Source organism: Micromonospora sp. NPDC093243, assembly GCF_044753725.1.
Lineage (GTDB): Bacteria > Actinomycetota > Actinomycetes > Mycobacteriales > Micromonosporaceae > Micromonospora.
On sequence record NZ_JBIVNT010000014.1, the window covers coordinates 1 to 22606 of the forward strand.

Here is a 22606-nt window from a genome sequence, read left to right on the forward strand (position 1 = left end):
GCCAAACTCCGCTGCCCGCCCCGCCGCACCACCACGAACCGCCAGGCCGTCCTTATCCCCCATCACGAACAGACCAGCCAAAACCCACGACGAAAGACGGTCATTCATGACGGCGTGGGCGCCCAGGGCGTTGACGTCTCGCATCTGCCGTGCCAATCGAGCAATGGTGACCAGGGCTTTCGTCGGAATGCACGTGACGTTGATGCAGCTGCCGCCGGTCATGCCCCGCTCGACCATCGCCACGGTCGCACCCATCCGAGTGAACTCGTGGCAGGGGTCATGCCTGCCTTCCCATCGTCGACCACCAAGAGGTCGACTTGTTCCACCGCATCGACCACCTGCCCACCCCTCCCCTCCGCCGCAATCCGGGTGCCCCATCCCCGGAGCCATGGCACCGGGGGATCACCGGCGCATTGCCGCTGGTGACAGGGGCTTTGTTGGGCTCCCGAATGAGTCGATGAACGCGACGATCAGGCGCATGCACCAGTGCGTGATAGCGGGCGCGCCACAACACCACCCGTCGTCCACCCGCCGGCGACCACCACCCTGCCGACGAACCGGCGCGGGCGGGATCAACGCCGCCGCGCTCCCCCACAAATCATCCAGCGCCCAGGTACAGACCATGGCCTCACCCACGAAAGCAGATCATGACCACAAGTCAACAACCGTCCAAAAGAGACACGCGCTAAGGCATCACCATCGCCAGGCCTTCGGATCAACCCGCGCGTGCAGCCTTCGGACGGAAGCGCGAGCGCGTTGCGTCAGGCGCACTATCAGCGGTGCGGCAAGCCATAGCAGGACTGCTGCGTGCAGCGCTAGTTGGAGTTGCTGGCTAGGACTCAGGTCCGGCTGTTCGACCAGCGGGTACCACAGCGGGCTGAACTCTGGGGTGAAGTGGCACAGCGCTTCCAGCCGGTATCCGTCCTGATAGCAGGTCCATGCCCAAAGGTCGCCGAAAGCAAGGCCGCTACCGGCCGCCCATACCGACAGCGCCAACACGACCAGGGTAATGACGGTCCGGACCGGACTGGCCTGCGCATCGCCCAACCAGACAGCAAGACCAAGCGCCGCCGGCAAAATTGCGATCAGGAAGAAGCGAGGCCCCCAGTACATTCCGCCGTACCATGCCCACCACCGCGCGTATACAACAATTAGACCAACCGTAAACGTCGTCCACAACAGCCACGCGTGCCCAAGGTCGAAGGCCGAGCCGGTCCTGGACGCCGCAGATAATCGCCGCCGGACCGGCAGGAACAGACCGGGAATGAACCACAGCAAACCCTTCCCAAAGGAGAACACGATCGCTAGCACGCCGAGGATCAACGGATAAGAGAAACCGGAGAGCCCGGAGTACGGCATAACAGTCTCGGCACCGTGGTTGTCGGTGTATCCAGTGACGAATGGACCGCCTCGCCGAAGCCAGGCCTCACCGGCAATGAGAGCCGCCGCCGCTACAACGGACACCAGCGGGCCGATGCGTCGGCGGCGGACAGCTTCGAGGCAAGCTACGAACGCTAACCCGACTATGGAGGCAGGAGTGTTTGCCACCCCGAGCACGATCAGTGCCCACGCTCCCGTCCGAGCGCCTTTCGGCGGACGACGCGATGCTAGGGTCAACATTCCGACGCCCAGCGTGCTCAGAGTGAACGTCTCCCCATAAAAGTCCGCCAAATGCGGAGCAATCACACTGCCGGCAATTAGGATGAGGAGAAATCTGCGCAGCAAACCCGCTTCAATATGGCGACGCAGCATCAGGTAAAAGGCGGCGAGCATCAGACAGAACAAGAGCGAGTTGTAGTTGCCGAGCAATCTTTCAGGGTTACCGGCATGTTGACTAAGCCACCACAGTGGTGCGGCGAAGACAGGGCCGATCAAGGAATACGCGGTGTCGGGAATTCGCCGGTGGCCCAACAGATCGATAAGCGCCTGGTAGCGTGCCAATCCGTCGCCCATCATCCGGTGCTCCTGAGTTACCAACAGGACCGCGAGCCCGAGCATGAGCAGGCTAGCCTCGATAATTCTTCTGGCTTTGTAGATCCAGTCGCGGAGTGTCCGCCGTGACCTCGATTGAAGCCGACAAGAGTGGGCGCCTCTGCTCGGATCGACGCCATCGGGCCGCTGTCCATCGATACGCGGCTCTTGAATCTGCTTCGGCGTGAAAACTGACACGAAGCTATGCCTTCCCGGGTAGCCTGGTACGACGTGGAGGTCTTCGGAATCAGCCGCTTAACCAACCTTGCTGGGCAGTACAACTAGCTCCACCGCGACACGCATGCGTTTCAGCTGGCCCACCCCAACGGCGTACACCGATCACCGAACTCATCATCGGCAACGACGAGGCCGGCTGTGCCGAGGCGATTGAGTGGGCCGCTCGGCTGACGCCGGGCCCGCGGGTGTTCTTCGCGTTGGAGTGCTCCCTCCCGCTCCTACGGGATCGGCCCGGCTCGGGCATTGTCCGCAGCCTGGCTGCTCGTGGTCGAGATCGTCCGCCCGCCGCGGCAAGGCATGACTGACCAGATCGACGTCGCCTGGCTGTGCCTGCGGCGCTTCACCCTGGACGCCGACCGACTACCGACAGCTCGCGCCGATGAGGACAGGGAGGCGCTAACGCATCCGGCTCGATGCTCGGCGATGAGCTGACTACCACCCCCGCACAAGGCAAGTTGATTGGCTGCGCGCCTGCTTCTCACCGGTGATGACAGCGATCGGCAGTTGGCCGGTGCTTTCACCGTCGTGCGGCTGGAGGCCGTTGTCCGCCACCGCGGCCGTCGAACCGACAGCCGCGAGCAGCAGGTTCGTCGGGCCGAGGCGCGACGGTTGGCCCATACGGTCCGCCGTGCAGACGTTGAGCTGGCCCGACAACGCTTCTGATCGGAACAGTTGGTGGCCAGACCGGTGCCGGCACCTTGAGGACGAGTCCAAACGTAGGCACGTGAGGCGGGCCAGAGTTCTTCCGAGTCACTCAAGACGCCGAACACCGATCATGCCTGCCGGCCCCGTTCAAGGCCGCAGCCGCAGCCTCACAGAGTTCTAGTCCATCTGGCGGCATCGCGCTGCGCCCGGGCCGCCCAATCGGAACGGCCCGGGCGCTGTCGATCAGCCGAGTTGGTCGCTCCAAGCCGTGTCGAGGATTACCTGGTACGCGCTGATCCGTACGGGTGAGAGCGTAAGCCACTCGTGGGCGAGCAGCGCGCCGGTGTTCGGGTCGAAGATCAGCAGCGACTGGCCGTCATGCTCGCGATCATCAAAGGTGACGGCTACGCCCTTGCGGCCGGCTCGGTCGGTCACCTCGCCGCGCCACACAAAGCCCGGTACGTCCGCGAGGATCCGCAGAACCTCCGCCCGGGTTTCACGCGGAAGGACGTACTGCGCGTACACCGTGCCGACCTCTTTGCTTAGCGCGCTCGCGCCATGGCGGACCTTGAGCATCTCGCTCAGGCCCGCGCGATTCGACGGCAGTGGCGGTCGGCCGTCCGGTGGCAGCGGATAGCTGTCGCCGGGCCGGGCGGTGGCGCCGGGGGAAGCGGCGGCCTTCGGTTGACTGCCCTGCCATTCGCGCTGCCAGTAGGCCTGCGACTCCCGGTCTGGGTACTGCACACCGAGTAGAGTAGTGGCCTGCTTACCGGTCCCGTCGGCTGCCCGCCAGAGCTTCGTCTCGCTCGCGAAGGAGGCATGGTAGCGATCGTCGGGAGATCTCATCACCGCATCACCCCACGCTCTTGTGCGGTGGTACATGTACCGGCCCGTGCGGTTGTCGTACTCCGCATCGGCAAGCCTGCCCGCCAACGCACGCAGTTGGCTCCCAGCATCACGGGTGCCAGAGCCGTACGCCACCGGCACGAGCACCACCCCCGGATCCGCCCCGGGCGGGCTGGCGACCTCTGAGGTGTCCGGGCTGGACGGGCCGAACGTTTGGGCGACTGCTGCGGCGCCGACTGCTGCGGCCAGCGTCCCGGCCGTCAAAACCAGCCTTCGCGTCGGGCGTGCCCGGCGGCGATGGTCGACCGGATCGGGGACAGCCTCAGCGCGGACGATCAGGTCGTGCGCCGAAAGCCGCGGCGGTGCGATGGTGCTGTACCGGGCCGGGTCAGCCGGACCGAGGAGGGTACGCGTTCGCTCTTCTCCGAACATCACATGACCTTTCGAGTGCTCGCCAACACCGGCTGCTGCGCCGGCGGTATAGCTCGGTACGACATCGCTTCGTTGAGGCGCCTACGGGCCCGGTGCAGACGCACCGCAGCGGTGGTACGGGTACAGCCGAGGACCTGAGCGGCCTCGGAAACCGTCAACTCCTCCCAACCGACCAACCGGAGGATCTCCCGATCGAGGTCGCCGAGGGTGGCTAAAGCGGCCTGGAGATCGGCGATGCCCACGCTCGCGTCGGCGCCGGACGAACCCGGCGTCTGCAACAGGCCAGCCTCGGTAATCGGTAGCACATACGGCGCAGCTCTCCGAGCCCGCCACTCGTTCGCAAGCAGGCGACGAGCCACTCCGTACAGCCAGGGCAGGCTGCGGTCCGGGACCTCGCGGCGGCGCCGCCAAGCGATGACGAACACCTCCTGAGCGAGTTCAGCCGCCGCTTCCATATCGGCAAGCCGGCGCTGGCCGTACTTCACAAGATGTCCGTAATCGGCCGCGTAGACACTGGTGAACCAATCCTCATCGCGTTTGCCCGGTGGACCCATCCAAGACTCCCGCCTGGTTGACGAACTCTCACCCTGACTTGTGTCATCTCCGGCCGGGTGATTACCGCCAGCCACCTGCCAACACTTCACGCCGCGGTAAAGCTGCCACCGGAGGCAACGGCTCCGCCAGGTGAAACCGTCGACGCCCCACACGCTCAGGTCTGCTTCCGATGCTTACAGCTCAAGTCCCTGCAGGCTTAACGGATCTCCTCGTCGACCAGTCCGTCCGTCCGGCCTTCCCGAACGGAGGCCATGGAAAGCGCTCTATCGGACGAATGACCACGACCACCCTGCTCAGCGCCTACATGACCGCCGCGGTCCGGCACGTCTTCGCCGACCAGTGCTTCACTGGACGACTCGTCGGCTGGACCCACGACACCGTACGCAGCACACGGGAGATCGCCCGGAAACCCACCGACGAGCGTGGCTTCGCTGTCCATCCACCCCGCGAGGGTGTGGAACACATCCTGGTCTGGCTCACCATCGGCCGCCGTGAGCTGTTGCCCGAGACCATCAGCGCCGTTGCGGGTTTCGTGTCCGACCTCAAGCCGGCCAAGCCCTGGCACCGGCTTCAGCACGGGCCTTAGTCGGCGTCGATCTCGCCGATCGTCGAGGGGTCCGGGTTATGGTAGGGCGGCTCGGTCGCCTGCGGCGGCAGCGGCCCACAGCAGCCCTGCTTGCTGTCGGGACGCTCGACCGCATCGACGCCGGGCAAGCCGGCAACGGCAGTGGCAACCCGGTCGTAGGCCTGCGTCGTGTCGAGGAGGACGAAGAAGAACTGGGGCGTCGTCTTGTCGAAGATCGGCCCGGAACCCGATGACGCGACAATGATCCCACTCCCGTCGGTGGCACAGGTGTCCCGAATTGCCGACTCGAAGTTCTTCGCCGCCGATTCGCTGAGGAACTGCACACCCTTGACACCGACGATCGTCTCCCAGACCGCATCACGCTGGGCGGCGGTGGCGTCGGGACGCAGAGCCACGAGCGCGCTATAAGGATCTAGCGTCACTTCACAATGTGTGGGCCGCGCCGTCACCGCTGCCGAAGGCCGGACCCCTGGACCGGAACCGGCGGAAGGCCCGGCGCTGGGGCCGGCAGCCGGAGCCCACGCCCTGGGGCCCGAGCCGAAGTCCACTGACCAGACGGGTCCGGCCGCGACGACCATCGCCGAAACAGCCGCGACTGCTCCGACGGCTACGCCAGCCTGCCGGCGGCGGCGGCGTTGGCTGCCCCGGGCCCGGACCGCCGATGCCGGCGAAAGCTTTACCTGAGTGAGCGCCATCCCGAGGTCGGACTCCAGCTTACGAAAATGCGAGTGCTTCATCACCGCTCCTTTCCTCCGGCCCGTCCATTTCACCAAGCGCCACCGCCAAGCGGGCCCGTGCCCGGTGTAGATATGCTTTGACACTGCCCACGGGCATGCCAGTACTGTCGGCGATCTCCGCCACGGGATACCCGTAGAGGTAATGCAAGACCACTACCTGCCGCTGCTTGACCGGAAGCTGTCGCAGCGCCCCCATGATCGCTACCCGGTCCGGCCCCGGCCCCGGCGTTGGAGGCGGCTCACCGTGTCGCACCCAGGCCCTCACCCGGCGACGCGCGCTACGCCAACGGTTCGCCGCCAGCCTCCACGCCACCACCCGCACCCACGCCTCCGGGGCGGCGTAAGTACTCACCTTGTGCCAGTGCTGCCATGCCTTCGCGTAGGCTTCCTGAACCACATCCTGAGCCTCGGCCAGGTCGCCATAAACAGCGAACACCTGGCCAACGACGCGGACCGCCGTGACCGTGTAGAACGCATCGAACTCGGCCGTCTCGCGCCCACGTGCCCTTGCCTCGTGCACTTCCACCTCCTTTGCGATCTCCGGTATGAACACACCGCAGCAACCCGGTCGGTTACACCCATTGTCGGACCTAGTTGACATGCCTCGCGGAGCACGAATACCGCGACCACCCATGTCAACAGGTACACAGATGCCTAGATCAGCGCCGAACCTGCGGGCCTTCCCACTTGGCGTAGGCGCCGGGGTAGTCGACGCGTTGGACCGGCTTCGCGGCAGCGGTCAACGCCATGGCCTGCCACCCGTCGACCGCGAGGAGTGCGATGTAGAACTTCCCGGTGGCCTAGCGAGGGCTCTCAGGTTGGGCGGGCGTGCCCAGCCTTAGGAGGGGCGTTGCTGGAGCAGGCCGACGGAGTCGCGGTCTCCGCTGGGAAGGTCGCGCAGGGTGAATTCCTGCATGGCGGTGGCCAGGGCGATGACCCACCCGCTACCGAAGGAATCCCGAACGGTCCGTCGCGGCTCGCACCTGTTCGCCTGTTCGGCCAGCAGGTCAATGTCCATCTGCAAGCCTCTGACCTTGTCGTCTTCGACGGCCGCACCGAGGTGGCCCGGCATGAACGGCTGATGGCCAAGGCCCGATCCAGGCTGAACCTGGACCACTATCTAGGTGTGCGACGGATGGTGATCGTTTACGGCTGGTTCGTGGTCTTCTGCTTGAGCCGTTCGTAGCCCAGAGGGCCGCAGCGGAGCCACTATGTACGGTCGGGCTTGTTGGCCGGTATCGCTGCTCTCGCCCTCCGCCGCCTTCGCGGAGTTAGCGGGAGAGCAGATGGTCGGCGGCCCACCGGCCGTTGAAGGCGGCCGAATCTGTCCATGGGAAGCCAAGGTAATCACCAGCCAGCACTACGGGATCCGTCGGTCGGATACCCCGACGATATGCGGTCACGGCCGCGACGTGTCCGGTCGGCACTGCGGGCATCGCCTGCTCCCATCGAACGATGTGCGCGCCTGTCACCCGATCCTTTAGCTCGGGCAGCAGGGGGGAGAGGGCAGCGACCGCGACACCGTGCAAATCCCTGTCGCTGGCGGACCACCACTGATCGACCGCCGACGGACGAAGCATCACGGTAAGCAGGTCGCCGCTGCTGCCAGCATCGGCGCGCGAACGAACCGCGACTGCGGCCAGCGGAGTGGTGTCGCCGGGGCTGGCCAGAACCCCATACGCGTCACCGACTTCTCCTGCAGCGAGCTGCTCACCCAACGCGAGCCCGATCAACAGGCCGCGGCTGTACGGGACGGACAGGACGGCGGCTTCTTGCGGGGTGGGTTCGGCGAGCATCTCGGTCGTCGGTTTTGCGGGCGTGGCCAGGACGACGGAGGCAGCACGGCGGCGGCCTCGATTGGTGGCAAGGACGGCCCCGCCGGTGCCATCCCGCCAGACCCGTTCGACGCGAACGCCGTACTCCACGTTTAGTGGTCTAGCAAGGGCGACGGCGAGGCGGCCCAAGCCGCCGCGGACGGTGACCGCCTTGGCCCGGCGCGCCTGGAAGGCCGCTAGAGCGCCTGGGATGGCGCCGCTATTGGCGGACAGAGTGAGGAAGTAGAGCCCCAGAACGGTCGGGTTGAGCAGTCGGGCAGTCAGGCCTGTTCCGAACACGGCGGTAGACCAAGATTGCCCATCGATCTGATCGAGGTCCGCCCACTGTCCAATGTCCGCTATGTCCCGGTGAGCCAGCCGGCGAGCGCGCATCATGCCGCGCAGCGCGGGCAGAGCGTCGCGGGCCCGCACGGTACCTCCGCGGACCAGAGTCCCCGGCCGCATTGTGTCGAACGCATGAGAACGACCGCCAAGCAGGACCATCGAACGACCTGACACCGGGACCACTTGATCAGCGAGCCCGGCGACCGACACCAGCTCTGGTATTACGGTGTACCCGGTCGATAGGAACTGGGCACCCCGCTCCATCGGCCCCCCACTTGTTTCCAACGTGGACAGGCGGCCACCCGGTCGAACTTCGGCTTCTAGCACCACAACATCGAGGCCAGCAGATGTGAGGCGGTGTGCGGCTGCTAGCCCGGCGACCCCAGCCCCTACCACCAACGCCTCTGCGTCGTCGTGTTTATCGGCCACCGGCGTCCACCTCCCTGGCGTTGAATAACATGCTTCGACGCGGCCTCAGAATCCAACTCCTCCGGTACCGCTGTAACATCGAGGTCATGCTCCGCTAGCTTTCGCGGAAGTGTCAGCGCAAGTACGGCGGCGACTGCAGCGGCACCGGCGCCAATCCATAGTGCCGCGCTCAAGCCGTCCGCAATGGTCTTCGCGTCGTGGTCTCCGCCGTGGGCGGCAAAGGCGGCGCCTAGGATCGCAATGCCAAGGGTGGTGCCGAGCTGACGGAATGTTGTTCCCACGCCTGCGGCGATACCTTCCCACTCGGCGGGCACCGACTCCAGGATGACCTTAGAAATCTGGCCGAAGAACATGCCAATAGCCACGCCGACGGTCAGCAGACTCGGCAGGATACGTATATAGCTGGCGCCTGGCGCTACGGCCAAGCTGAGCCAACCGAGCCCGATAGCTTGCAGTGCAAGACCCGCGAAAAGCGCTGAAGAAGAGCCGTAGCGCCGGGCAACCAGGCCAGAAAGCGGCGCGACCAGAACTGGCATTGTCGCGGCCGGAACCATCGCCAATCCGGCCTGCATCGGTGTATAACCGAGGGCATTCTGGAAATATTGACTGATCAGGAACAGTGCGCCGAATAGGCCAAAGGTCATCAGTAGGTATAGCACGATCGACGTAGCAAAGGCGCGGCGGCCCATCAGGCGTAGCGGCAGCATCGGCTGTTCCGTCCGGGCCTGCGTGAGAACGAACGACGCCAACAGCGCCACGAACCCGAGGCCAGCGCCCACGATACGCGGATGAGTCCAGCCGAGGTCGTTCCCATTGATAAGCGCGTATAGCAGCATGGCGAACGCGGCACTGCTGAATATCACGCCCAGAACGTCGAACCGGCGGCGCGGGCCGCAGGATTCCTTGATCTTGACCCGGATCAGCGGAAGGATCACCAATCCTACCGGCAGGTTCACGAGGAAGATCCAGTGCCAGGATGCCAAATCCACAAGGACACCACCGACGATGGGCCCAATCGCAATGCCAATGCCGACGATTCCGCTCCACGCTGCTAGGACCATCGCGCGACGTGATCGTGGGGTTGCGTGGGCGATGATTGCCAGCGCTAGCGGGGAAACCATGGCGGCACCCAGTCCTTGCACGGCGCGGGCGCCGATTAGGAGCTGGATTGTCGGTGCCGTGGCTGCGACGCCGGACCCGACGACGAATAGGATGAGCCCGGTGATGAAGACTCGTCGCCTACCGAACCGGTCGCCGGCGGCAGCGCTGGCAAGTTGGAAGACTGCGTAGGTGAGCGTGTAGGCGCTGACAGTCCACTGGAGGCCTTTGATATCCGCACCGAAGGCATGGCCGATCACCGGCAGGGCGGTGACCACCACGAGATTGTCGATGGCCACCATGAAAGCGGACGCCGCAGTGAGCGCGAACGTTGGCGACCAGACGCTTACCCGGTCCTGGTGCTGCGACTTCGTGATCATCACCTGGTTCCACCACGACGAGGCAGCTCTATCGGGTCGTGGGCTTCGATAATCTGCACACGTCCATCTTGACCGGTTCGTAGCTTCCGCATTCGAGCCAGATTGGCGTGTTGAGACGAACGGCCGAAATGCACCAGGTTCCCGAGGACGTGCAGCCCGAGGGGACAGTGTGGTCGGACCGGATTGATCTCACCGTCAAAGAGATAGGCGTCCGCTTTTATCCCTCCACCTTCGGTTACCGCGTCTGGGCTCGGGTAGTCGCGGATCACATCGAACTCTGGGGCAGGAGGCTGGCAGAGACATCTTGAGTGTCCGTCGTATCCACACGACCTCGCCCCGGCGACCGGAAACAGCAACCGCTTCATAGGAGCAGCACCTCCTGATGTATCCGGGATGTGCCTGCGGTGGGTCGTCGTCCACACCCCCCGACCGATGCCAGCACAGCATTCCCGTATTCGACCGACCGGTCGGTCGTTTAGGCGGCTTTGACCGTAGCACGGACTCCTTGGCCCAGGCAATCGCCCTGCAGACCCGTCAGCGCCCCGGTCGTGCCGGCCGCTGCGATCCCCGCGGACTCCCGCCGCCGGCCAGCGCCACAAGTCCGTTGACCCTCGGGCTGTACCCGATCTGCCTAACGACCTCGTGCATGGTTGTGGGTGCCTGGTGGATGGTCTTCCGGCGGTCGGGTCCACTGTGGCGTTTCGTCGTCGTGTCACGGGGTTGCCCGTCGAGGCCATCGCCGAGCTTGTGGCCGAGCTGAATCCGTTGTGGTAGGACCGGCAACAGACCCGGTTGACGGCCCGGACCCGGCAGCGGACGGTCGCTGCCGGCGCCCGCTACCGACTGGTCTTCGTCGACCGGCTGCTGGCCACCCTGGTCTGCCTGCGTCACGGCCGGACCCACGATGTGCTGGCCGCGTGGTTCGGGGTGGATCGCTCCACGATCACTCGGGCGGTGGGCGAGATCCGACCGCTGCTGGCCGAGCGGGGCTGCCGGGTGCCAGGCGGCATGCGGCTACGCACCCTGGCTGACGTGGTTGCCTACCTGGATCATATGCGGGCGCCGGCGTTGATGGACGCCACCGAGATCCGCGTCCGACGTCCCAGCGCCGGCCGGGCCGGCCGACAGCGATTCGTGTCCGGAAAGTCGCGCACCGACGCGATCAAGACCCTGGTCCTCAGCTACACGCAAGGCCGGCTGTTGTTCTGCGGCGTCGCCGCCCGCGGCAGCACCGCCGACATCACCCAAGCTCGCCAGGCCGGCCTGACGAACTGGCTGGCCCACACCGCCGGGGTGCGCATTCTCGCCGACGCCGGCTATCAGGGCCTGGGCGCACAACCGGCGGCCAGGTAATGACCCCGACGCTGCGACATCACAAGAAAGCCCTGGAACGCCCGCCCGGCATCGCGGAACTACGCCATGCCCAGCACCGCGAGCACGCCCGCCGCCGGGCACGCGTCGAACACGCCATCGCCCAGCTGAAGAACTGGCGCAGCCTGACCCGCCACCTCGGCCGCCGCGACAACCTCGACACCACCATCCGCGCCGTCGCCGGCCTACTGTCCGACCACCAACACATCGACCGCGGCAAACCCATCGCCGCCATCACCGCCGCCCCCGCCATGTGACCCCTACCCGGGGCTGGGGGGCCTCCATGCCGCAGGCAACCATGCACGAGGTCGTTAGTCTTACTGGTGGTGATGCCGATGGCTGGCACCTGCCTGGTACCGCTTCGCCGGGTCGGGATCGGCGGCGAGGCGAGCCTCGATCTGTAGCATCAGCTCGGCCGCCCGCCGCCCGGGTGCCGCGCGGCGGGCGGCCGAGCTGTGCCCGGCACCACGGTCGGCCGTGTAGCGGTTCCGTTACTTGTCGCTTACCGCGTCGGCGGCCTGGATGGAGGACCAGAGCGTGTCGTACCAGGGGTCGGCCGGCTGGCTCTTGCCCGTGTCGGCCGGCTTCCCCGCGTCGCGGGTGGCACCCTCGGCGTCGGTGACGACCACGAGCGGGACCTCGCCGGGGCGCACCATGAAGAAGCGCGTGCGGGCCTGGGTCTCGATGTACTTCTTGTCTTTCCAGAGGACCGCCCGCTCGCTCAGGTCGCTGATCTCCTGGCGTTGCTCGGCTTGGGCCTGCTCCATGCGCGCGATGTCAGACCGCTGGGTCAGGAAGACGCGCACCGGGTAGGTGTAGCCGAGCGCGAGCGCGACGAGCACCGCCAGCAGCACGGTGGCGCGGCCGGTGGAGTTGCGCAGCCGCGGCGCGTCGGTGCGGCGGACAGCCGCCCGGCGGGCGGCCCGGCGGTTGGCCCAGCGGCCGGTGTCGGTGCTGTCCTTGGCTTTGGCGCCCCGGGTCACCGGGTGTCCTGTCCGCGCCGGCGCGCCCCGGCGTCGCTGTGCCGGGCGCCGGGCGGGACCTTGCCCGCCCGGCGTAAGCCTTTGCGTCATCACGTCCTCCACGCGCCCCGGGGCCGCCCCGGCAAGGATCTTAGGGCTGTCTCATTTGGTGAGGCGTCGGTAGCAGATCAGGGTGCTGACGATGGTGGCGAAGGCTTCGTAGTGATCGCCTTTGCGGTCGTAGCGGCGGACGAGTCGCCGGTGCCGCATGAGCCAGGACATGCACGATCCGACGATCCACCGGGGGCGGCCCAGGCGGGTGGAGGACTCGACGCCCTTTCGTGCGATCCGTACCGCGATGCCGCGGCGTCGCACCTCGGCGCGTAGGCCACGGCTGTCGTAGGCCTTGTCGGCGTGCAGCTTGTCCGGCCGCCACCGGCGGCGTCCGGCCGGAGTGCGGATCGCGGGCGTGCTGTCGAGCATCGGGAGCAAGAGCCGGCTGTCGTGAACGTTCGCGGCGGTGACCATGACGGCCAGGGCAGACCGGCCCGGTCACAGACGACATGGATCTTGCTGCCCCATTTTGCCTCGGTCCACCGGGCTCGGGCCGGTCAGATCGCCCCCTTTCCGCCCGCACACTGATCGAGTCCACCACGGTCCTGGGCCAGTCGATCCGGGCGTCGGCGCCGAGCCGGTCCAGGGTCGCCTGGTGAAGCCGCAGCCAGAACCCGGACCGAGGGCAATCGCGCACCGGGACACCTGCGGGACTGGTCGTCCCCCGTCCACCTCCATCGACGCGCATCTGAGAACGGCTCGCCAGCGTCATGGCTCTACCTGGCCTCTGGCGGCTGCTCGATGGAGTGGCACGTCTCGTTGCTCGCCGTCGACAACCCCGTCCTACTCCACGACGCCGACGGTTGGGAACCCTCGCGGGGCCAGGGTCCCCACGACGGCCTGCGCCATGCGACCGCATCACTGCCGGCGAGGTCGTTGGTCAGGCGGTGTTGCGGAGGCGGCGAACGATTGTGTCCGGCCGATGGAACTGCGTACTTTCCCACCGCCGTTGTAGGGCGTCGACGAGCTTCTGTTGCATGGTCTCGGTGACGTGGCTGTAGATGCCGCGTACACCGGCGAGGCGGTGACCGAGGCGACGAGCCTGCGCGACCTCGGGAATTTCGTCCTCGATGAGCCAGGTCTTGTGGGTGTGCCGGAGGTCGTGGAAGTGCATACCGGTGAGGATCGGCTCGATGCCCCTGCCGGGGGCACCGCTCACGGCGGGGCTCCAGGCTCTGCGGTTGAAGTTGGAGCGGCGTTGGTAGGCGCCGCGCTCGCCGGGGAACACGGTCGCGTGATGGTGTTCGGTCAAGCCGACGGCGAGCAGGTTGACCAGAAAGCGGGGCAGCATTACGCGGCGTACGGAGTCGTTGGTCTTGGGTGGGCCGAGGAAGAGCTTGCCGTCGACCTCGTGCAAGGCGCCGACCTGGGGGTGGACGTAGATGGTGCCGGCGGTGAGGTCGAGGTTGTCGCGGGACAGTCCGGCGAGTTCGCCCCAGCGCATTCCGGTGTAGGCGGCGGTGAGGATCATCAGGCCGTCGCTGGGGCGGCGTTGGCGGGCGACAATGGCAGCGACCTGCTCGGCGGTGGCGTGGGGACGTTCGGGCTGGATGCCCTTGTGTAGTCGGAGCCCCCGGCAGGGGTTGAAGGGGATGCGCCGGTCTTCGACCGCCTCTTGCAGGACCATCGACAGCACCATGATCACGTCGGCGGTGGAGCGTGGGGCGAGGCGTTGTCCGAGCGTGACCGCGAGGGTTTTGATGTGTTGGCGGCGGATGTCGACCAGGGCGAGGTCGCCCAGGTTGGGCAGGATGTGTATCCGTAGGTGGCTTCGATAGGCCGACCAGGTGGATGGAGCGGCCTGGTGGGTCGCCTGCCAGATGTCGACCCATTCACGCAGCGGGATGCGGCCGTTGCGGGGGTCGATGAAGGTGTCCCGGGCAACGTCGACGTCGATTTCCTTCGCGCGGAGGACCGCGTCGGCGCGGCGGGGGTGGGTGGAGTCGGTGGTGACAGTACCGTCGGGCATGCGGAGCCGGACCCGGAACTTGGTGCCCCGCTTCTCTACCCAGGCCATGGTTACTCCGATCGGTTTGGCTGTTGGTGCGGTCGTGATTGACGCGTCACTTCGCGGGCGGGGGCAAGTCCGGGTCGCGAGGCGGGCGTGGACGTCGGCCCGGGTGCCGGCGGCCGGTGGACGGCTGAGCGGCGGTGGCGATGATGGCGGCGAGGTCGGCTTCGGAGAAGCGCAGGTGCTTGCCGAGGAAGGTGCAGGGGATTTGTCGGCGGCCGGCGCGGCGGCGTAGCCACGATTCCGGGACACGGAGCCGGGCGGCGGCTTCCGCCGGCCTGTACAGGCGCGGGTCCCGGGTGTCCGTCGAAGGGTCTGCGGGGTCGTGCGGGCCGGAGGGGCCGGTGGGTGGCTGGGATCGTCGCGGGTTGGTGGGCATCAGTGGGTTCCTTGCGCTGGTTCGGCTGGCTGGCGGTGATCGGGGTGGGCTCGTCGCGGGAGGGCGGGACCGGACCGGTGGGTGCGGGCCCGCCTCGGTGATGTCTGTTAGGCCCGCTCATGGGCGGCTGGGCCCGTCCGCGTGGCCCGCCTGAGGCCGCCGGAAGATCAACACGTCTTCGTGGATGATCAGGTGCAGTGGGGTGCTGGCAGCGCGGGCCTTGCGCACCCCTTGGAGTTGGAAGAATGATGGGCGGGCGATGAGCTGTCCGTCGCGGACGGCAGCGAGCAGGGCGACGCACCGTTCGGTCGGGGTGAGGCCGGCGCGGATGCCGGCGGCGATGACTGCCGAGGGCAGGTCGACGAGCTGGCCGTTCTTGCGCCACGGTCGTGCGGTGACCACGACAACGCCGCCGGGGCGCAGCAGCACCGCGCAGCCCGCGAGGATCTGCGCGAAGCCGTCGGCGAGGCCGGTCAGGTCCCGATAGGCGAGGTTGCCGCGGTCGGTGCCGTCGTTGTAGGCGTTGTCGAACTTCGCCACCCCGTCCGCGCCCGGGCGGACCAGCCCGTGCACGGTCGGTCCATAGGGCGGCGAAGTGACCACGAGGGCGACCTGCCCGGCGAGGGCGGCGGGCAGCAGCGAGCGCAGCCGGGTGGCGTCGCCGCGGACCACGGACGCCCGGCCGGTGGCACCTTGGGTTTGGGCGTGGGTGACGTTAGCGTCGGCGATGTCGGACCAGCGCGACTCGTACTCCACGCCGATGGCGTCGCGGCCGGCGTGGATGGCCTCGACAAGGGTGGTGCCGATCCCGCACATCGGGTCCAGAACCAGGTCGCCGGGCTGGGTGTAGGCGTCGACGGCGTGCGCGGCGATCGCCGGGAGCATCCGCGCCGGGTGCTTGACTGACTCGGCCACATACCGTCCGCGGCGCTGCACCGGCCCGGTCCGCTGGGCGGTCGCCCACACCGACAGTCCCTGCGTCCCGTCCGACGCCTCATAGCGTGCCGTGGCGTCGCGGTGGCGTCGCTCGTCGGCGCGAGGCAGGCCGCGGGCGCTGTCCCCGCCGGCCGGCTCATCGGGCCTCCGCGGGCTTAAGAAGTCAGCCACGGTGGTCACCGCCCTCCCGCCGTCGCCGAGCGGTGGACGGTGGCGGGGCTGCGCTGAATACGAGGACGTCCGCGTGCACCCGAAGGTGCGCCACCGCCCACTGATGCTCGCTGGCCTGCTGAGCGAGAGTGAGCAGTTCCTCGTCACTGACGTGATAGACGAACGTGTCGGCGTTGGTGTCGGCGGCGACCGCGACGATGTGCTGCAGGTAGCCCAGACCGACTGCTGCGGCAGCGGTGGCGATGGGGGTGAAGTCCTCCGGTTCGACCGCACTGGCGGCGGTGACGATGAGGACGAGGCAGCCGCCGGGGCGCAGCAGTCGCGCGCAGGCGCTCAGCAGCCACGCCAGGCGGACCCTGTTGGTCGCGTCGGCGGGGTCGAGGGGCCAGCAGGCTACGACCAGGCTGGTCGGCGGCTGCGGTGACGTGCCCTCGCGGGCCGGGGTGGCCGAGTCGGCCGGCAGGCCGGGGTCGGGGTCGGGGTCGGTGAGGTCGTCGCCGAACCAGACGCGCATGTCTGGCAGGTCGCTGTCGTCGTCGGGCAGTGGGGTCGGGTCGGGGCGGGTCGACGGGGTGGCCGCTGTGATGATCAGGCTGGAGGCGTCGGTGAACCAGCCTGGGTGGTGCTGGCGGCCGCCTGCGGCGCAGACGGCGGCCAGGGCGTGGTCGCCGGTGAGGTCGACGACGACCTCGCCGGGGCGGCTGTAGGCGGCGACGAGCCGGTAGGCGAGCCGGGCTCCGATGCGGTGCCCGGCGTCCGCGGCGGTGCGGGCGGTGCGCCACACGGTGACCGGCACCGGCGGGTCGCCGGCGACCAGGTCGATCAGTGTCGGGTCGACGCTCTGCGGGTCGACCGGGCGGGCAGGGTCTTGGTGGTGCTGCGGCGGGTGCTCACTCATGTGGTGTCGGCTCCGCGCCGCGCTGTGGTGCGCTGACGCCCTCAAACCGGCGTCTGTCAGCTGCGACGGACATCCCCTGGTCTGGCAGACGTCTGACAGTGCTGTTCGCCGAGCACCGTCACGGTCCGCAAGGCAGGCCGCCCCTGGCGCTGTCAGAGCGGCGCCGCCCGCCGTGGTCGTCGCTGCCGGCACGGCATGACGAAGATTCGTGGCCATGTCGCCGGCGGCTGTCGATGACATCAGCGTGTGGCCGGCACTGCCAGGCCGGCACCGCGCTGTGACAGGACTCGCGTGTCCGCCCTAGGCGGTGTCTTCAAAGGCTCCAGCCATTGCAGTAGCGCGGCGATGGTGACCGTGGCCTGGTACGACGTGGCGGTCTTGTCGTAGCGGGTGGCGACACTGCGGCACTGCTTGACGGTTGAAGCAGCGCTCGACGACGTTGCGGCGCTTGTAGAGGTGCTTGTCGAACACCGGTGGCCGGCCGCCCCGGTAGCCTCGCCGACGGCGGTTGGCCTGCTGGTCTGCGCGTTCGGGGATGGTGTGCCCAATGCCTCGCCGGCGCAGCTCGGCGCGGATGGCCTTCGAGCTGTAGCCCTTGTCGGCGATAACGTGGTCCGGGCGGACCCGAGGGCGGCGGGACCTGAGCGCTCGACACGGATGGCAGTCATGACGTGGGTGAAGCGGGCGCAGTCGTTGACGTTGCCACCGGAGAGCACGAAGGCGAGGGTCCGTCCGAGTCCGTCGCAGGCGAGGTGAATTTTGGTGGTCAGTCCACCTCGAGATCGACCGAGGGCGTGATCTTGTGGTTCGTCCGTTTCTCGGCGCCCCCTTTAGCGCCGGCGGCGTGCTGGTGGGCTCGCACGATCGTGGAGTCGACCGACACCAGCCAGTCGATGTCCCCAACGGCGTCCGCGTCGGCCTGCACCCCGGCGAGCATCCGCTCGAACGTGCCGTCTAGAGCCCACCTGCGGAAACGGGTGTAGATCGACTGCCAGGACCCGTACCGGGCGGGCAAGTCCCGCCAGGCCGCTCCCGCCCGAATCTTCCACACGATCCCGTTGAGCACCCGCCGGTCATCGACCCGCAGCCGGCCACCGGTCACCATCGACGGCAGGTACCTCGACAGCGCATCCCACTCGACGTCAGACAGCTCGTAGCGACGACCCACGCGCTACATCATCCGACACCAAGATCCTTTGAAGACACTCCCTAGGGCGGCGGCGGTGACGGCGCCCTGGGGCCGTGTCATCCGGCCGGTGTCGCTGTCAGATCGTGGTCGGCCGCCGCCGGAGTACTCGGTGGCCGGCAGGATGCCACGGCGGCGCTGTCAGAAGCGGCGCCTGACAGCGGGCCCATGCCAGGCACCGGTGTGACGGCACGGCGGTTTGTCAGACGCTGTCAGACGCCTGCGGCGAGCTCGGACAGGATGTCAGTCACGGCGGCGTGGCGTCGTCGTGGGCGACGTCCCAGTGTCAACGCGCAGGTCGCGATGCGTTTGTCAGACCGCTGTCAGGGGTCGGTGTCTGTTGTCATCGCGTGTTGTGAGGCCGGCGCGCCGGCGCGGGCGCGGTGTCATCCGGACCTGGCCTGGGCTGTCAGAGGTCTGTGAGGTCGCCGTGGCGCAATCGGGGTCCATCGCGCCAGGTGTGACACACCGCCTCGGCGTGTCATCGACGACCTTTCCGAGATGGAGTGTGTGGACATGATTGGGTCCCGCCCGGACTGGCCTGATTCGCCGCTGGACGCCGTTGACGCCGCCTTCGCGGCGCTGACGTGCGACCCCGACCCGATGACACTCGATTTGGACACCCTCGGACCTGACACCGGCCTACCGGGCGGTGTCATGGCACTCCCGGCGCTGCGGGACTGGCTGCTGCGTCACCCACGCGCCTACACGGCGCGTGACGCCGTGTGGCGGCACCTGGTCCGCCGCGCCCGCCTCGACGGCCCGTCCTGGGTCATCGCGGCGGTGGCGATGGCGATGCCCGCCCTGCGCCGCCACGCCGGCCGGCTGCACACCGGCTGGTCCGGTGACGCCGCCGACCTCGACGCCGAGATCCTCACCGGCTTCCTCACCGCACTGCGTGACCGCGTCGACCTGGCCAGACCCGCCCCGTACGCGGCATTGTGCATGGCCGCCTGGCGGGCCGGGTACCAGCTGCGCCAGCGCACCGGAACCACGGTGCCGGTGCAGGACGTCGACCACGTCACCGGCCCTCGCACCCCGCACGTCCCCTACGGCCACCCCGACCTGCTCGTTCGCCGCGCCGCGCGTCTCGGCCTGCTCGAGCACACCGACCTCGACCCCTACATCGACCTGCGACTGGGCCGCCGCGCGATCGAACCCATCGCCGCCCGAATGGGCATCACCGTCGACGCGCTGCGAAAGCGCATGAACGGCATTGACGCGCGCCTCGCCGACGCCCTCGCCAAGGGGCTACTCAGCAGCGTTGTGTCCCCGAAGGCCCGCGCGTACCTACAGGTCCAGTCCGCACACCGCACGCGCACACGTACTGGCCGTGCCACCAGCGGTGCGGGCCAACCGTCGTCTTCGGCGTCCGCCGTCGCCTGACCCGTGTGGGTCGCGCCGCGGGGTCCGACCGTGCCGGCCGGGCCCCGTCACTGGTCTCCGCCGACGTGCATGTCCGCCGAACCAGGGAGGCACCGGACGGCTGGTGTTGACCGCATCCCCACGGCCAGCACGGCAACCGTGCGATCTTCTCCGCGCCACGTGCCGGTCACAGGTAGTACTCTCCCGACTGCCAGGCAGGGTGCCTCTCGCGTGCCTGTCCTACGCGGTTTCCGTCTCTGCACGCCGGCCCAGCTGGTCATGTGACTGCTTTCCCGCGGAGCCGCCACGGTCATGAGGCACCAGCGTGGCGGGGCCTGGTTGATTTGGTACGTCACGGTTTTGACCGCCGGGAGAGCCATCCTCCCCCTGGTTCATGGCGGTGGCCGAGGGCATCGGCGGTGCCGCGAGGACAAGGGCGACGAGCAGCAGGGTCGCCAAAACGAGTTCGACGAAGACCGCCGCAACTATGATCAGTGGGGCGGGTTCTCGCCACCAGTGATCGCTCACGCTGGCGATGACGCCGGCAAGCACCGGGGTCAGCAGGCCATACGTGAGCATCCCGTACACCACGAACGTCAAAGACCTGACGCGCGAGTTTCGGGTCTTGCTCTCTACCGCATGCGGATGCGATTTGCGTCGCCGCCACCGGGCAAAGACCAGGACAGCGATCCTCACCAAGACCGCCACTGGCACGGCCCATACCGCCCATATCCAGACGGTGCTTGGCGCGTCCGCTAAGACAAGTCGCAGGTACCGGTCTGCCGTCATCGCCAAAAGCAGGCTGATTCCCACTGTCACGCCATAGACCATCCCGGCTGCGATGCGCGGCAGGTTGACGATCGCTGGGTCCCGCTGCGCCGCTTGGGTCCGCTGGTCCGTGGCCGTCTGCGCCTGCGCGTCCTTGTGTGACTGTTGGGTTGTCTCGTCTGTGCTTGCATTCTTTGGCGGTAGTTGCTCGGCGTGGGCGTCGAGGTGGGCTGCCAGCAGCCAGCAGATGCTGGACACGACGCCGGCGGCGCCGACGCCGAGCATGCCGCTGGCGAACATCCCGTCGGTCCAGACTCGGGCGCATTCGCCGTCGTTTCCGCTGCCGGTGACGTGGCTGAAGAGGTAGCTGTCGAAGCCGAGCACGATGAATGTCGGGCTCAGCACCGCCAACGCCTGGGTGTATCGACCGCCCCGCATGGCGAACAGCATCACGATGCCGGTGAAGACGAAACCGGCGAGGACGCCTGCGAACTGGGAGTTGGTGGAGGCCGAGGTGATGATGCTCCAACCATGACTTGCGCAAGCTTCGGCTGGATTCATACGGACAGGATCACGAACGAGACTCCCGGGGAGTAGTTGCCTGACCGCTACCTGACAGCCCACTTGGCCGCCTGCCCGCCAGCGGACGAACCTTCGTCGCTGCAAGGCCGTCTGACCGGTGTCAGACATCGTTGCTGCTGTCAGACCCGAGTCAGGTGCTGGGGTGTCCGCCCGAGCTGACAGACGCCGGTTTGAGTGTGCGGAAGTTCCCGTGGTGCGCTGCCGAAGGCGCTGCGGCTTCCGTTCCGCCGCTGGGTCCCGAGGTTGGGGCTGACGCGAGTCGGGCGCCTCGGGTGCCGCGCTGTTTCTGGTGCGCTGACACTCACCGATACCCGCCACACCCGACAGGGAGGACGTGCTCCTCCCGAGGGCCTGTCGCGGCTCGCTGACGCCCTGCCTACGGTGCCCGGCGGCGGCCCCCGTGACCACCGTTTCGACGCCCCCACCCCTCGCATCGACGAGGGGTGGGGGCCGGAGGTGAACCCGCCCGTGTACCGCATCCCCGCACGTCTTCGTGCCCTCACCCGCTCCCCCGGCGTCCGCCGCGCCGCCGCACTGACGGCCACCGTGCTCCTGGTGGTGGCGGCGCCGGCCGCCGCGCACGCCGACCCCGCTTCGTCGGAGGTGGTGGCAGCGAACTCCCTGCCGGTCGTCATCAACAACCTGCAGACGTGGCTGATCGGCATCCTCGCCGCCCTGGCCACCCTGTTCCTCGTCCTGGCCGGGGTCTATTGGGCGACCGCCGGCGGTGACCCCGCTCAGGTCGAGCGGGCCAAGGCCGCGCTGCGCAACGCCCTGGTCGGGTACGGCCTTGCCGTCCTCGCACCTGTCTTGTTGCAGGTCGTCCGCGGCATCGTCGGAGGCTGATCATGGGTTGGCTGTTCGATCAGATCCTGGATTGGCTGGCGGCGGCGATCCTCGCGACCTTGGACGCGCTGATCGGGGTGATCAGCAGTGCGTTGCTGGTCACGCCGAAGGTCACCGCCCTGCCGCAGGTGCAGGCGCTGACCGGCCGTTCGATCCTCGTCGTCGACACCGTCTTCGTCCTGGCTTTCGTTGCCGCCGGGGTGCTCACCATGACCTCCGGCGGTGACGAGCGTTCCCGCTACACCGTCAAGGACCTCATTCCGAGGCTGATCGTGGGGTTCGTCGCCGCGCACTTCTCCCAGTTGTGGTGTGGCATGCTCATCGACCTCGCCAACGCCCTCACCAGCGCCCTCACCACCGACGATGGGGACAGTGCGGGAGCGCTGCGGGCGGTCAAGACCCACGTCGCCGCGGGGCAGGACAAGACAGCGGTGCTGCTGTTCGTGGTGTGCGTGGCGATCATCGCGGTGCTTCTCGCCGGTACGGCGTTCAGCGTGATCGTCCGCTTCGCCGTCGTGCTCGTCCTGACCGCCTTCGCCCCCCTGGCGCTGGCGTGTCACGCGCTGCCGCACACCGACGCGCTCGCCCGCCTGTGGTGGAAGTCGTACGCCGGGGTGCTGGCGGTGCCGGTGGTGCAGGGCTTCACCCTCTACGCCGGGCAGTGGATGCTCACCGACCCGCACCATCTGCTGCCCGTGCTGGGCCTGCCGGTGGAGCCGGGCGGCGTGATCAACCTGTTCGTGGTGATGGTCATGCTCTGGACCACCCTGCGGGTGCCCACCTTGATGCGCCGCTTCGTCTCCGCCGGCACCGGCGGCGGTGCGAACATGATCGGCGCCGCGGCACGGGTGATCGTCGTGCAGCAGGTCACCCGCGCGGTTCCCGGCCTCGGCCGCGGCCTGAAGGCGGTGGGCCGATGACCTCCCGCGATCGGATGGAGGT

23 protein-coding genes and 3 pseudogenes are annotated in these 22606 nt (G+C 67.8%); 8 read left to right on the forward strand and 18 right to left on the reverse strand.

Features of this window, described 5'->3' with window-relative positions; all coding sequences use genetic code 11:
- Positions 1-243: pseudogene (locus ACIP9D_RS31825) on the reverse strand (hypothetical protein); the annotation flags it as partial.
- 450 nt (positions 244-693) lie between these two features.
- Complete coding sequence (locus ACIP9D_RS31830; protein WP_350877087.1) at positions 694-1998, reverse strand: hypothetical protein; 1305 nt, start codon at positions 1996-1998, stop codon at positions 694-696.
- 474 nt (positions 1999-2472) lie between these two features.
- On the opposite strand from ACIP9D_RS31830, the gene ACIP9D_RS31835 reads away from it, so the two are divergent.
- The gene (locus ACIP9D_RS31835) at positions 2473-2640 is read left to right on the forward strand and encodes a hypothetical protein (protein ID WP_350877085.1); all 168 of its coding nucleotides are present in this window, start codon (positions 2473-2475) and stop codon (positions 2638-2640) included.
- Here ACIP9D_RS31835 and ACIP9D_RS31840 read toward each other — a convergent pair whose 3' ends face one another.
- The 3 genes from ACIP9D_RS31840 to ACIP9D_RS31850 form a co-directional block, all read right to left on the reverse strand.
- Positions 2641-2862 carry a hypothetical protein gene (locus tag ACIP9D_RS31840; protein ID WP_350877083.1) on the reverse strand — a complete coding sequence of 74 codons (222 nt, stop codon included), beginning with the start codon at positions 2860-2862 and terminating at the stop codon, positions 2641-2643.
- Between the two features lie 234 nt (positions 2863-3096).
- A complete protein-coding gene (locus ACIP9D_RS31845; RefSeq protein ID WP_350877081.1) occupies positions 3097-4131 on the reverse strand; it encodes a CU044_5270 family protein in 1035 nt (344 codons plus the stop codon).
- On the reverse strand, positions 4131-4685 hold the full coding sequence (locus tag ACIP9D_RS31850; protein WP_350877079.1) for a sigma-70 family RNA polymerase sigma factor: 555 nt from the start codon (positions 4683-4685) through the stop codon (positions 4131-4133). The genes ACIP9D_RS31845 and ACIP9D_RS31850 overlap by 1 nt, the downstream gene beginning before the upstream one ends.
- A 275-nt stretch (positions 4686-4960) precedes the next feature.
- On the opposite strand from ACIP9D_RS31850, the gene ACIP9D_RS31855 reads away from it, so the two are divergent.
- On the forward strand, positions 4961-5272 hold the full coding sequence (locus ACIP9D_RS31855; RefSeq protein WP_350877077.1) for a hypothetical protein: 312 nt from the start codon (positions 4961-4963) through the stop codon (positions 5270-5272).
- Here ACIP9D_RS31855 and ACIP9D_RS31860 read toward each other — a convergent pair.
- The 3 genes and pseudogenes from ACIP9D_RS31860 to ACIP9D_RS31870 all read right to left on the reverse strand — a co-directional run.
- Complete coding sequence (locus ACIP9D_RS31860) at positions 5269-5667, reverse strand: hypothetical protein (protein WP_350877075.1); 399 nt, start codon at positions 5665-5667, stop codon at positions 5269-5271. The two genes, ACIP9D_RS31855 and ACIP9D_RS31860, sit on opposite strands and share 4 nt — an antisense overlap.
- A gap of 319 nt (positions 5668-5986) precedes the next feature.
- Positions 5987-6529 (reverse strand): SigE family RNA polymerase sigma factor, encoded by a 543-nt coding sequence (locus tag ACIP9D_RS31865; protein ID WP_350877103.1) that lies wholly within the window; start codon positions 6527-6529, stop codon positions 5987-5989.
- Positions 6530-6689: 160 nt separating this feature from the next.
- Positions 6690-6952: pseudogene (locus ACIP9D_RS31870) on the reverse strand (NlpC/P60 family protein); the annotation flags it as partial.
- On the opposite strand from ACIP9D_RS31870, the gene ACIP9D_RS31875 reads away from it, so the two are divergent.
- A complete protein-coding gene (locus ACIP9D_RS31875; RefSeq protein ID WP_350877107.1) occupies positions 6860-7195 on the forward strand; it encodes a Mu transposase domain-containing protein in 336 nt (111 codons plus the stop codon). The pseudogene ACIP9D_RS31870 and the gene ACIP9D_RS31875 overlap by 93 nt on opposite strands.
- An 85-nt stretch (positions 7196-7280) precedes the next feature.
- Here the strand turns inward: ACIP9D_RS31875 and ACIP9D_RS31880 are convergent, their stop codons facing one another.
- On the reverse strand, positions 7281-8597 hold the full coding sequence (locus ACIP9D_RS31880) for a protoporphyrinogen/coproporphyrinogen oxidase (protein ID WP_400451372.1): 1317 nt from the start codon (positions 8595-8597) through the stop codon (positions 7281-7283).
- On the reverse strand, positions 8558-10075 hold the full coding sequence (locus ACIP9D_RS31885) for an MFS transporter (RefSeq protein ID WP_350877100.1): 1518 nt from the start codon (positions 10073-10075) through the stop codon (positions 8558-8560). Before ACIP9D_RS31885 ends, ACIP9D_RS31880 begins: the two co-directional genes overlap by 40 nt.
- A 792-nt stretch (positions 10076-10867) precedes the next feature.
- On the opposite strand from ACIP9D_RS31885, the gene ACIP9D_RS31890 reads away from it, so the two are divergent.
- Together ACIP9D_RS31890 and ACIP9D_RS31895 are read left to right on the forward strand one after the other, a co-directional pair.
- A complete protein-coding gene (locus tag ACIP9D_RS31890) occupies positions 10868-11428 on the forward strand; it encodes a transposase family protein (protein WP_350877073.1) in 561 nt (186 codons plus the stop codon).
- Positions 11428-11703 carry a hypothetical protein gene (locus ACIP9D_RS31895; protein ID WP_350877071.1) on the forward strand — a complete coding sequence of 92 codons (276 nt, stop codon included), beginning with the start codon at positions 11428-11430 and terminating at the stop codon, positions 11701-11703. The genes ACIP9D_RS31890 and ACIP9D_RS31895 overlap by 1 nt, the downstream gene beginning before the upstream one ends.
- Positions 11704-11937: 234 nt before the next feature.
- Here ACIP9D_RS31895 and ACIP9D_RS31900 read toward each other — a convergent pair whose 3' ends face one another.
- The 7 genes and pseudogenes from ACIP9D_RS31900 to ACIP9D_RS31930 form a co-directional block, all read right to left on the reverse strand.
- Positions 11938-12519, reverse strand: a complete 582-nt coding sequence (locus ACIP9D_RS31900) for a septum formation initiator family protein (protein WP_350877098.1) — start codon at positions 12517-12519, stop codon at positions 11938-11940.
- A 51-nt stretch (positions 12520-12570) separates the two neighbouring features.
- Positions 12571-12936: a transposase gene (locus ACIP9D_RS31905; protein WP_350877069.1), complete on the reverse strand. Its 366-nt coding sequence runs from the start codon at positions 12934-12936 to the stop codon at positions 12571-12573.
- 466 nt (positions 12937-13402) lie between these two features.
- Complete coding sequence (locus tag ACIP9D_RS31910) at positions 13403-14539, reverse strand: tyrosine-type recombinase/integrase (RefSeq protein ID WP_350877066.1); 1137 nt, start codon at positions 14537-14539, stop codon at positions 13403-13405.
- 46 nt (positions 14540-14585) lie between these two features.
- Positions 14586-14912, reverse strand: a complete 327-nt coding sequence (locus tag ACIP9D_RS31915) for a helix-turn-helix domain-containing protein (RefSeq protein WP_350877063.1) — start codon at positions 14910-14912, stop codon at positions 14586-14588.
- Positions 14913-15029: 117 nt separating this feature from the next.
- Positions 15030-15956: a DNA methyltransferase gene (locus ACIP9D_RS31920; protein ID WP_350877096.1), complete on the reverse strand. Its 927-nt coding sequence runs from the start codon at positions 15954-15956 to the stop codon at positions 15030-15032.
- 55 nt (positions 15957-16011) lie between these two features.
- Positions 16012-16917, reverse strand: coding sequence for a hypothetical protein (locus ACIP9D_RS31925; RefSeq protein WP_350877060.1), 906 nt, complete (start codon positions 16915-16917; stop codon positions 16012-16014).
- Between the two features lie 239 nt (positions 16918-17156).
- Positions 17157-18085 (reverse strand): annotated as a pseudogene (locus tag ACIP9D_RS31930) (IS5 family transposase).
- 534 nt (positions 18086-18619) lie between these two features.
- On the opposite strand from ACIP9D_RS31930, the gene ACIP9D_RS31935 reads away from it, so the two are divergent.
- Positions 18620-19489, forward strand: coding sequence for a hypothetical protein (locus ACIP9D_RS31935; protein ID WP_350877058.1), 870 nt, complete (start codon positions 18620-18622; stop codon positions 19487-19489).
- Between the two features lie 219 nt (positions 19490-19708).
- On the opposite strand, the gene ACIP9D_RS31940 is transcribed toward ACIP9D_RS31935, so the two are convergent.
- Positions 19709-20797 carry a hypothetical protein gene (locus ACIP9D_RS31940; protein ID WP_350877056.1) on the reverse strand — a complete coding sequence of 363 codons (1089 nt, stop codon included), beginning with the start codon at positions 20795-20797 and terminating at the stop codon, positions 19709-19711.
- 489 nt (positions 20798-21286) lie between these two features.
- Here ACIP9D_RS31940 and ACIP9D_RS31945 point away from each other — a divergent pair, with 489 nt between their 5' ends.
- Positions 21287-21664 carry a pilin gene (locus ACIP9D_RS31945; RefSeq protein ID WP_350877094.1) on the forward strand — a complete coding sequence of 126 codons (378 nt, stop codon included), beginning with the start codon at positions 21287-21289 and terminating at the stop codon, positions 21662-21664.
- Between the two features lie 2 nt (positions 21665-21666).
- Positions 21667-22584: a conjugal transfer protein TrbL family protein gene (locus ACIP9D_RS31950; RefSeq protein ID WP_350877054.1), complete on the forward strand. Its 918-nt coding sequence runs from the start codon at positions 21667-21669 to the stop codon at positions 22582-22584.
- Positions 22585-22606 lie beyond the last annotated feature (22 nt).

What these genes read in the sequence shown, in the direction of transcription:
- ACIP9D_RS31830 (WP_350877087.1), bottom strand. Translation starts at nt 1,998, where the DNA reads ATGCTCGGGCTCGCGGTCCTGTTGGTAACTCAGGAGCACCGGATGATG.
- ACIP9D_RS31845 (WP_350877081.1), bottom strand. Translation starts at nt 4,131, where the DNA reads ATGTTCGGAGAAGAGCGAACGCGTACCCTCCTCGGTCCGGCTGACCCG.
- ACIP9D_RS31850 (WP_350877079.1), bottom strand. Translation starts at nt 4,685, where the DNA reads ATGGGTCCACCGGGCAAACGCGATGAGGATTGGTTCACCAGTGTCTAC.
- ACIP9D_RS31855 (WP_350877077.1), top strand. Translation starts at nt 4,961, where the DNA reads ATGACCACGACCACCCTGCTCAGCGCCTACATGACCGCCGCGGTCCGG.
- ACIP9D_RS31885 (WP_350877100.1), bottom strand. Translation starts at nt 10,075, where the DNA reads ATGATCACGAAGTCGCAGCACCAGGACCGGGTAAGCGTCTGGTCGCCA.
- ACIP9D_RS31895 (WP_350877071.1), top strand. Translation starts at nt 11,428, where the DNA reads ATGACCCCGACGCTGCGACATCACAAGAAAGCCCTGGAACGCCCGCCC.
- ACIP9D_RS31900 (WP_350877098.1), bottom strand. Translation starts at nt 12,519, where the DNA reads ATGACGCAAAGGCTTACGCCGGGCGGGCAAGGTCCCGCCCGGCGCCCG.
- ACIP9D_RS31905 (WP_350877069.1), bottom strand. Translation starts at nt 12,936, where the DNA reads ATGGTCACCGCCGCGAACGTTCACGACAGCCGGCTCTTGCTCCCGATG.
- ACIP9D_RS31910 (WP_350877066.1), bottom strand. Translation starts at nt 14,539, where the DNA reads ATGGCCTGGGTAGAGAAGCGGGGCACCAAGTTCCGGGTCCGGCTCCGC.
- ACIP9D_RS31915 (WP_350877063.1), bottom strand. Translation starts at nt 14,912, where the DNA reads ATGCCCACCAACCCGCGACGATCCCAGCCACCCACCGGCCCCTCCGGC.
- ACIP9D_RS31925 (WP_350877060.1), bottom strand. Translation starts at nt 16,917, where the DNA reads ATGAGTGAGCACCCGCCGCAGCACCACCAAGACCCTGCCCGCCCGGTC.
- ACIP9D_RS31935 (WP_350877058.1), top strand. Translation starts at nt 18,620, where the DNA reads ATGATTGGGTCCCGCCCGGACTGGCCTGATTCGCCGCTGGACGCCGTT.
- ACIP9D_RS31940 (WP_350877056.1), bottom strand. Translation starts at nt 20,797, where the DNA reads ATGAATCCAGCCGAAGCTTGCGCAAGTCATGGTTGGAGCATCATCACC.
- ACIP9D_RS31950 (WP_350877054.1), top strand. Translation starts at nt 21,667, where the DNA reads ATGGGTTGGCTGTTCGATCAGATCCTGGATTGGCTGGCGGCGGCGATC.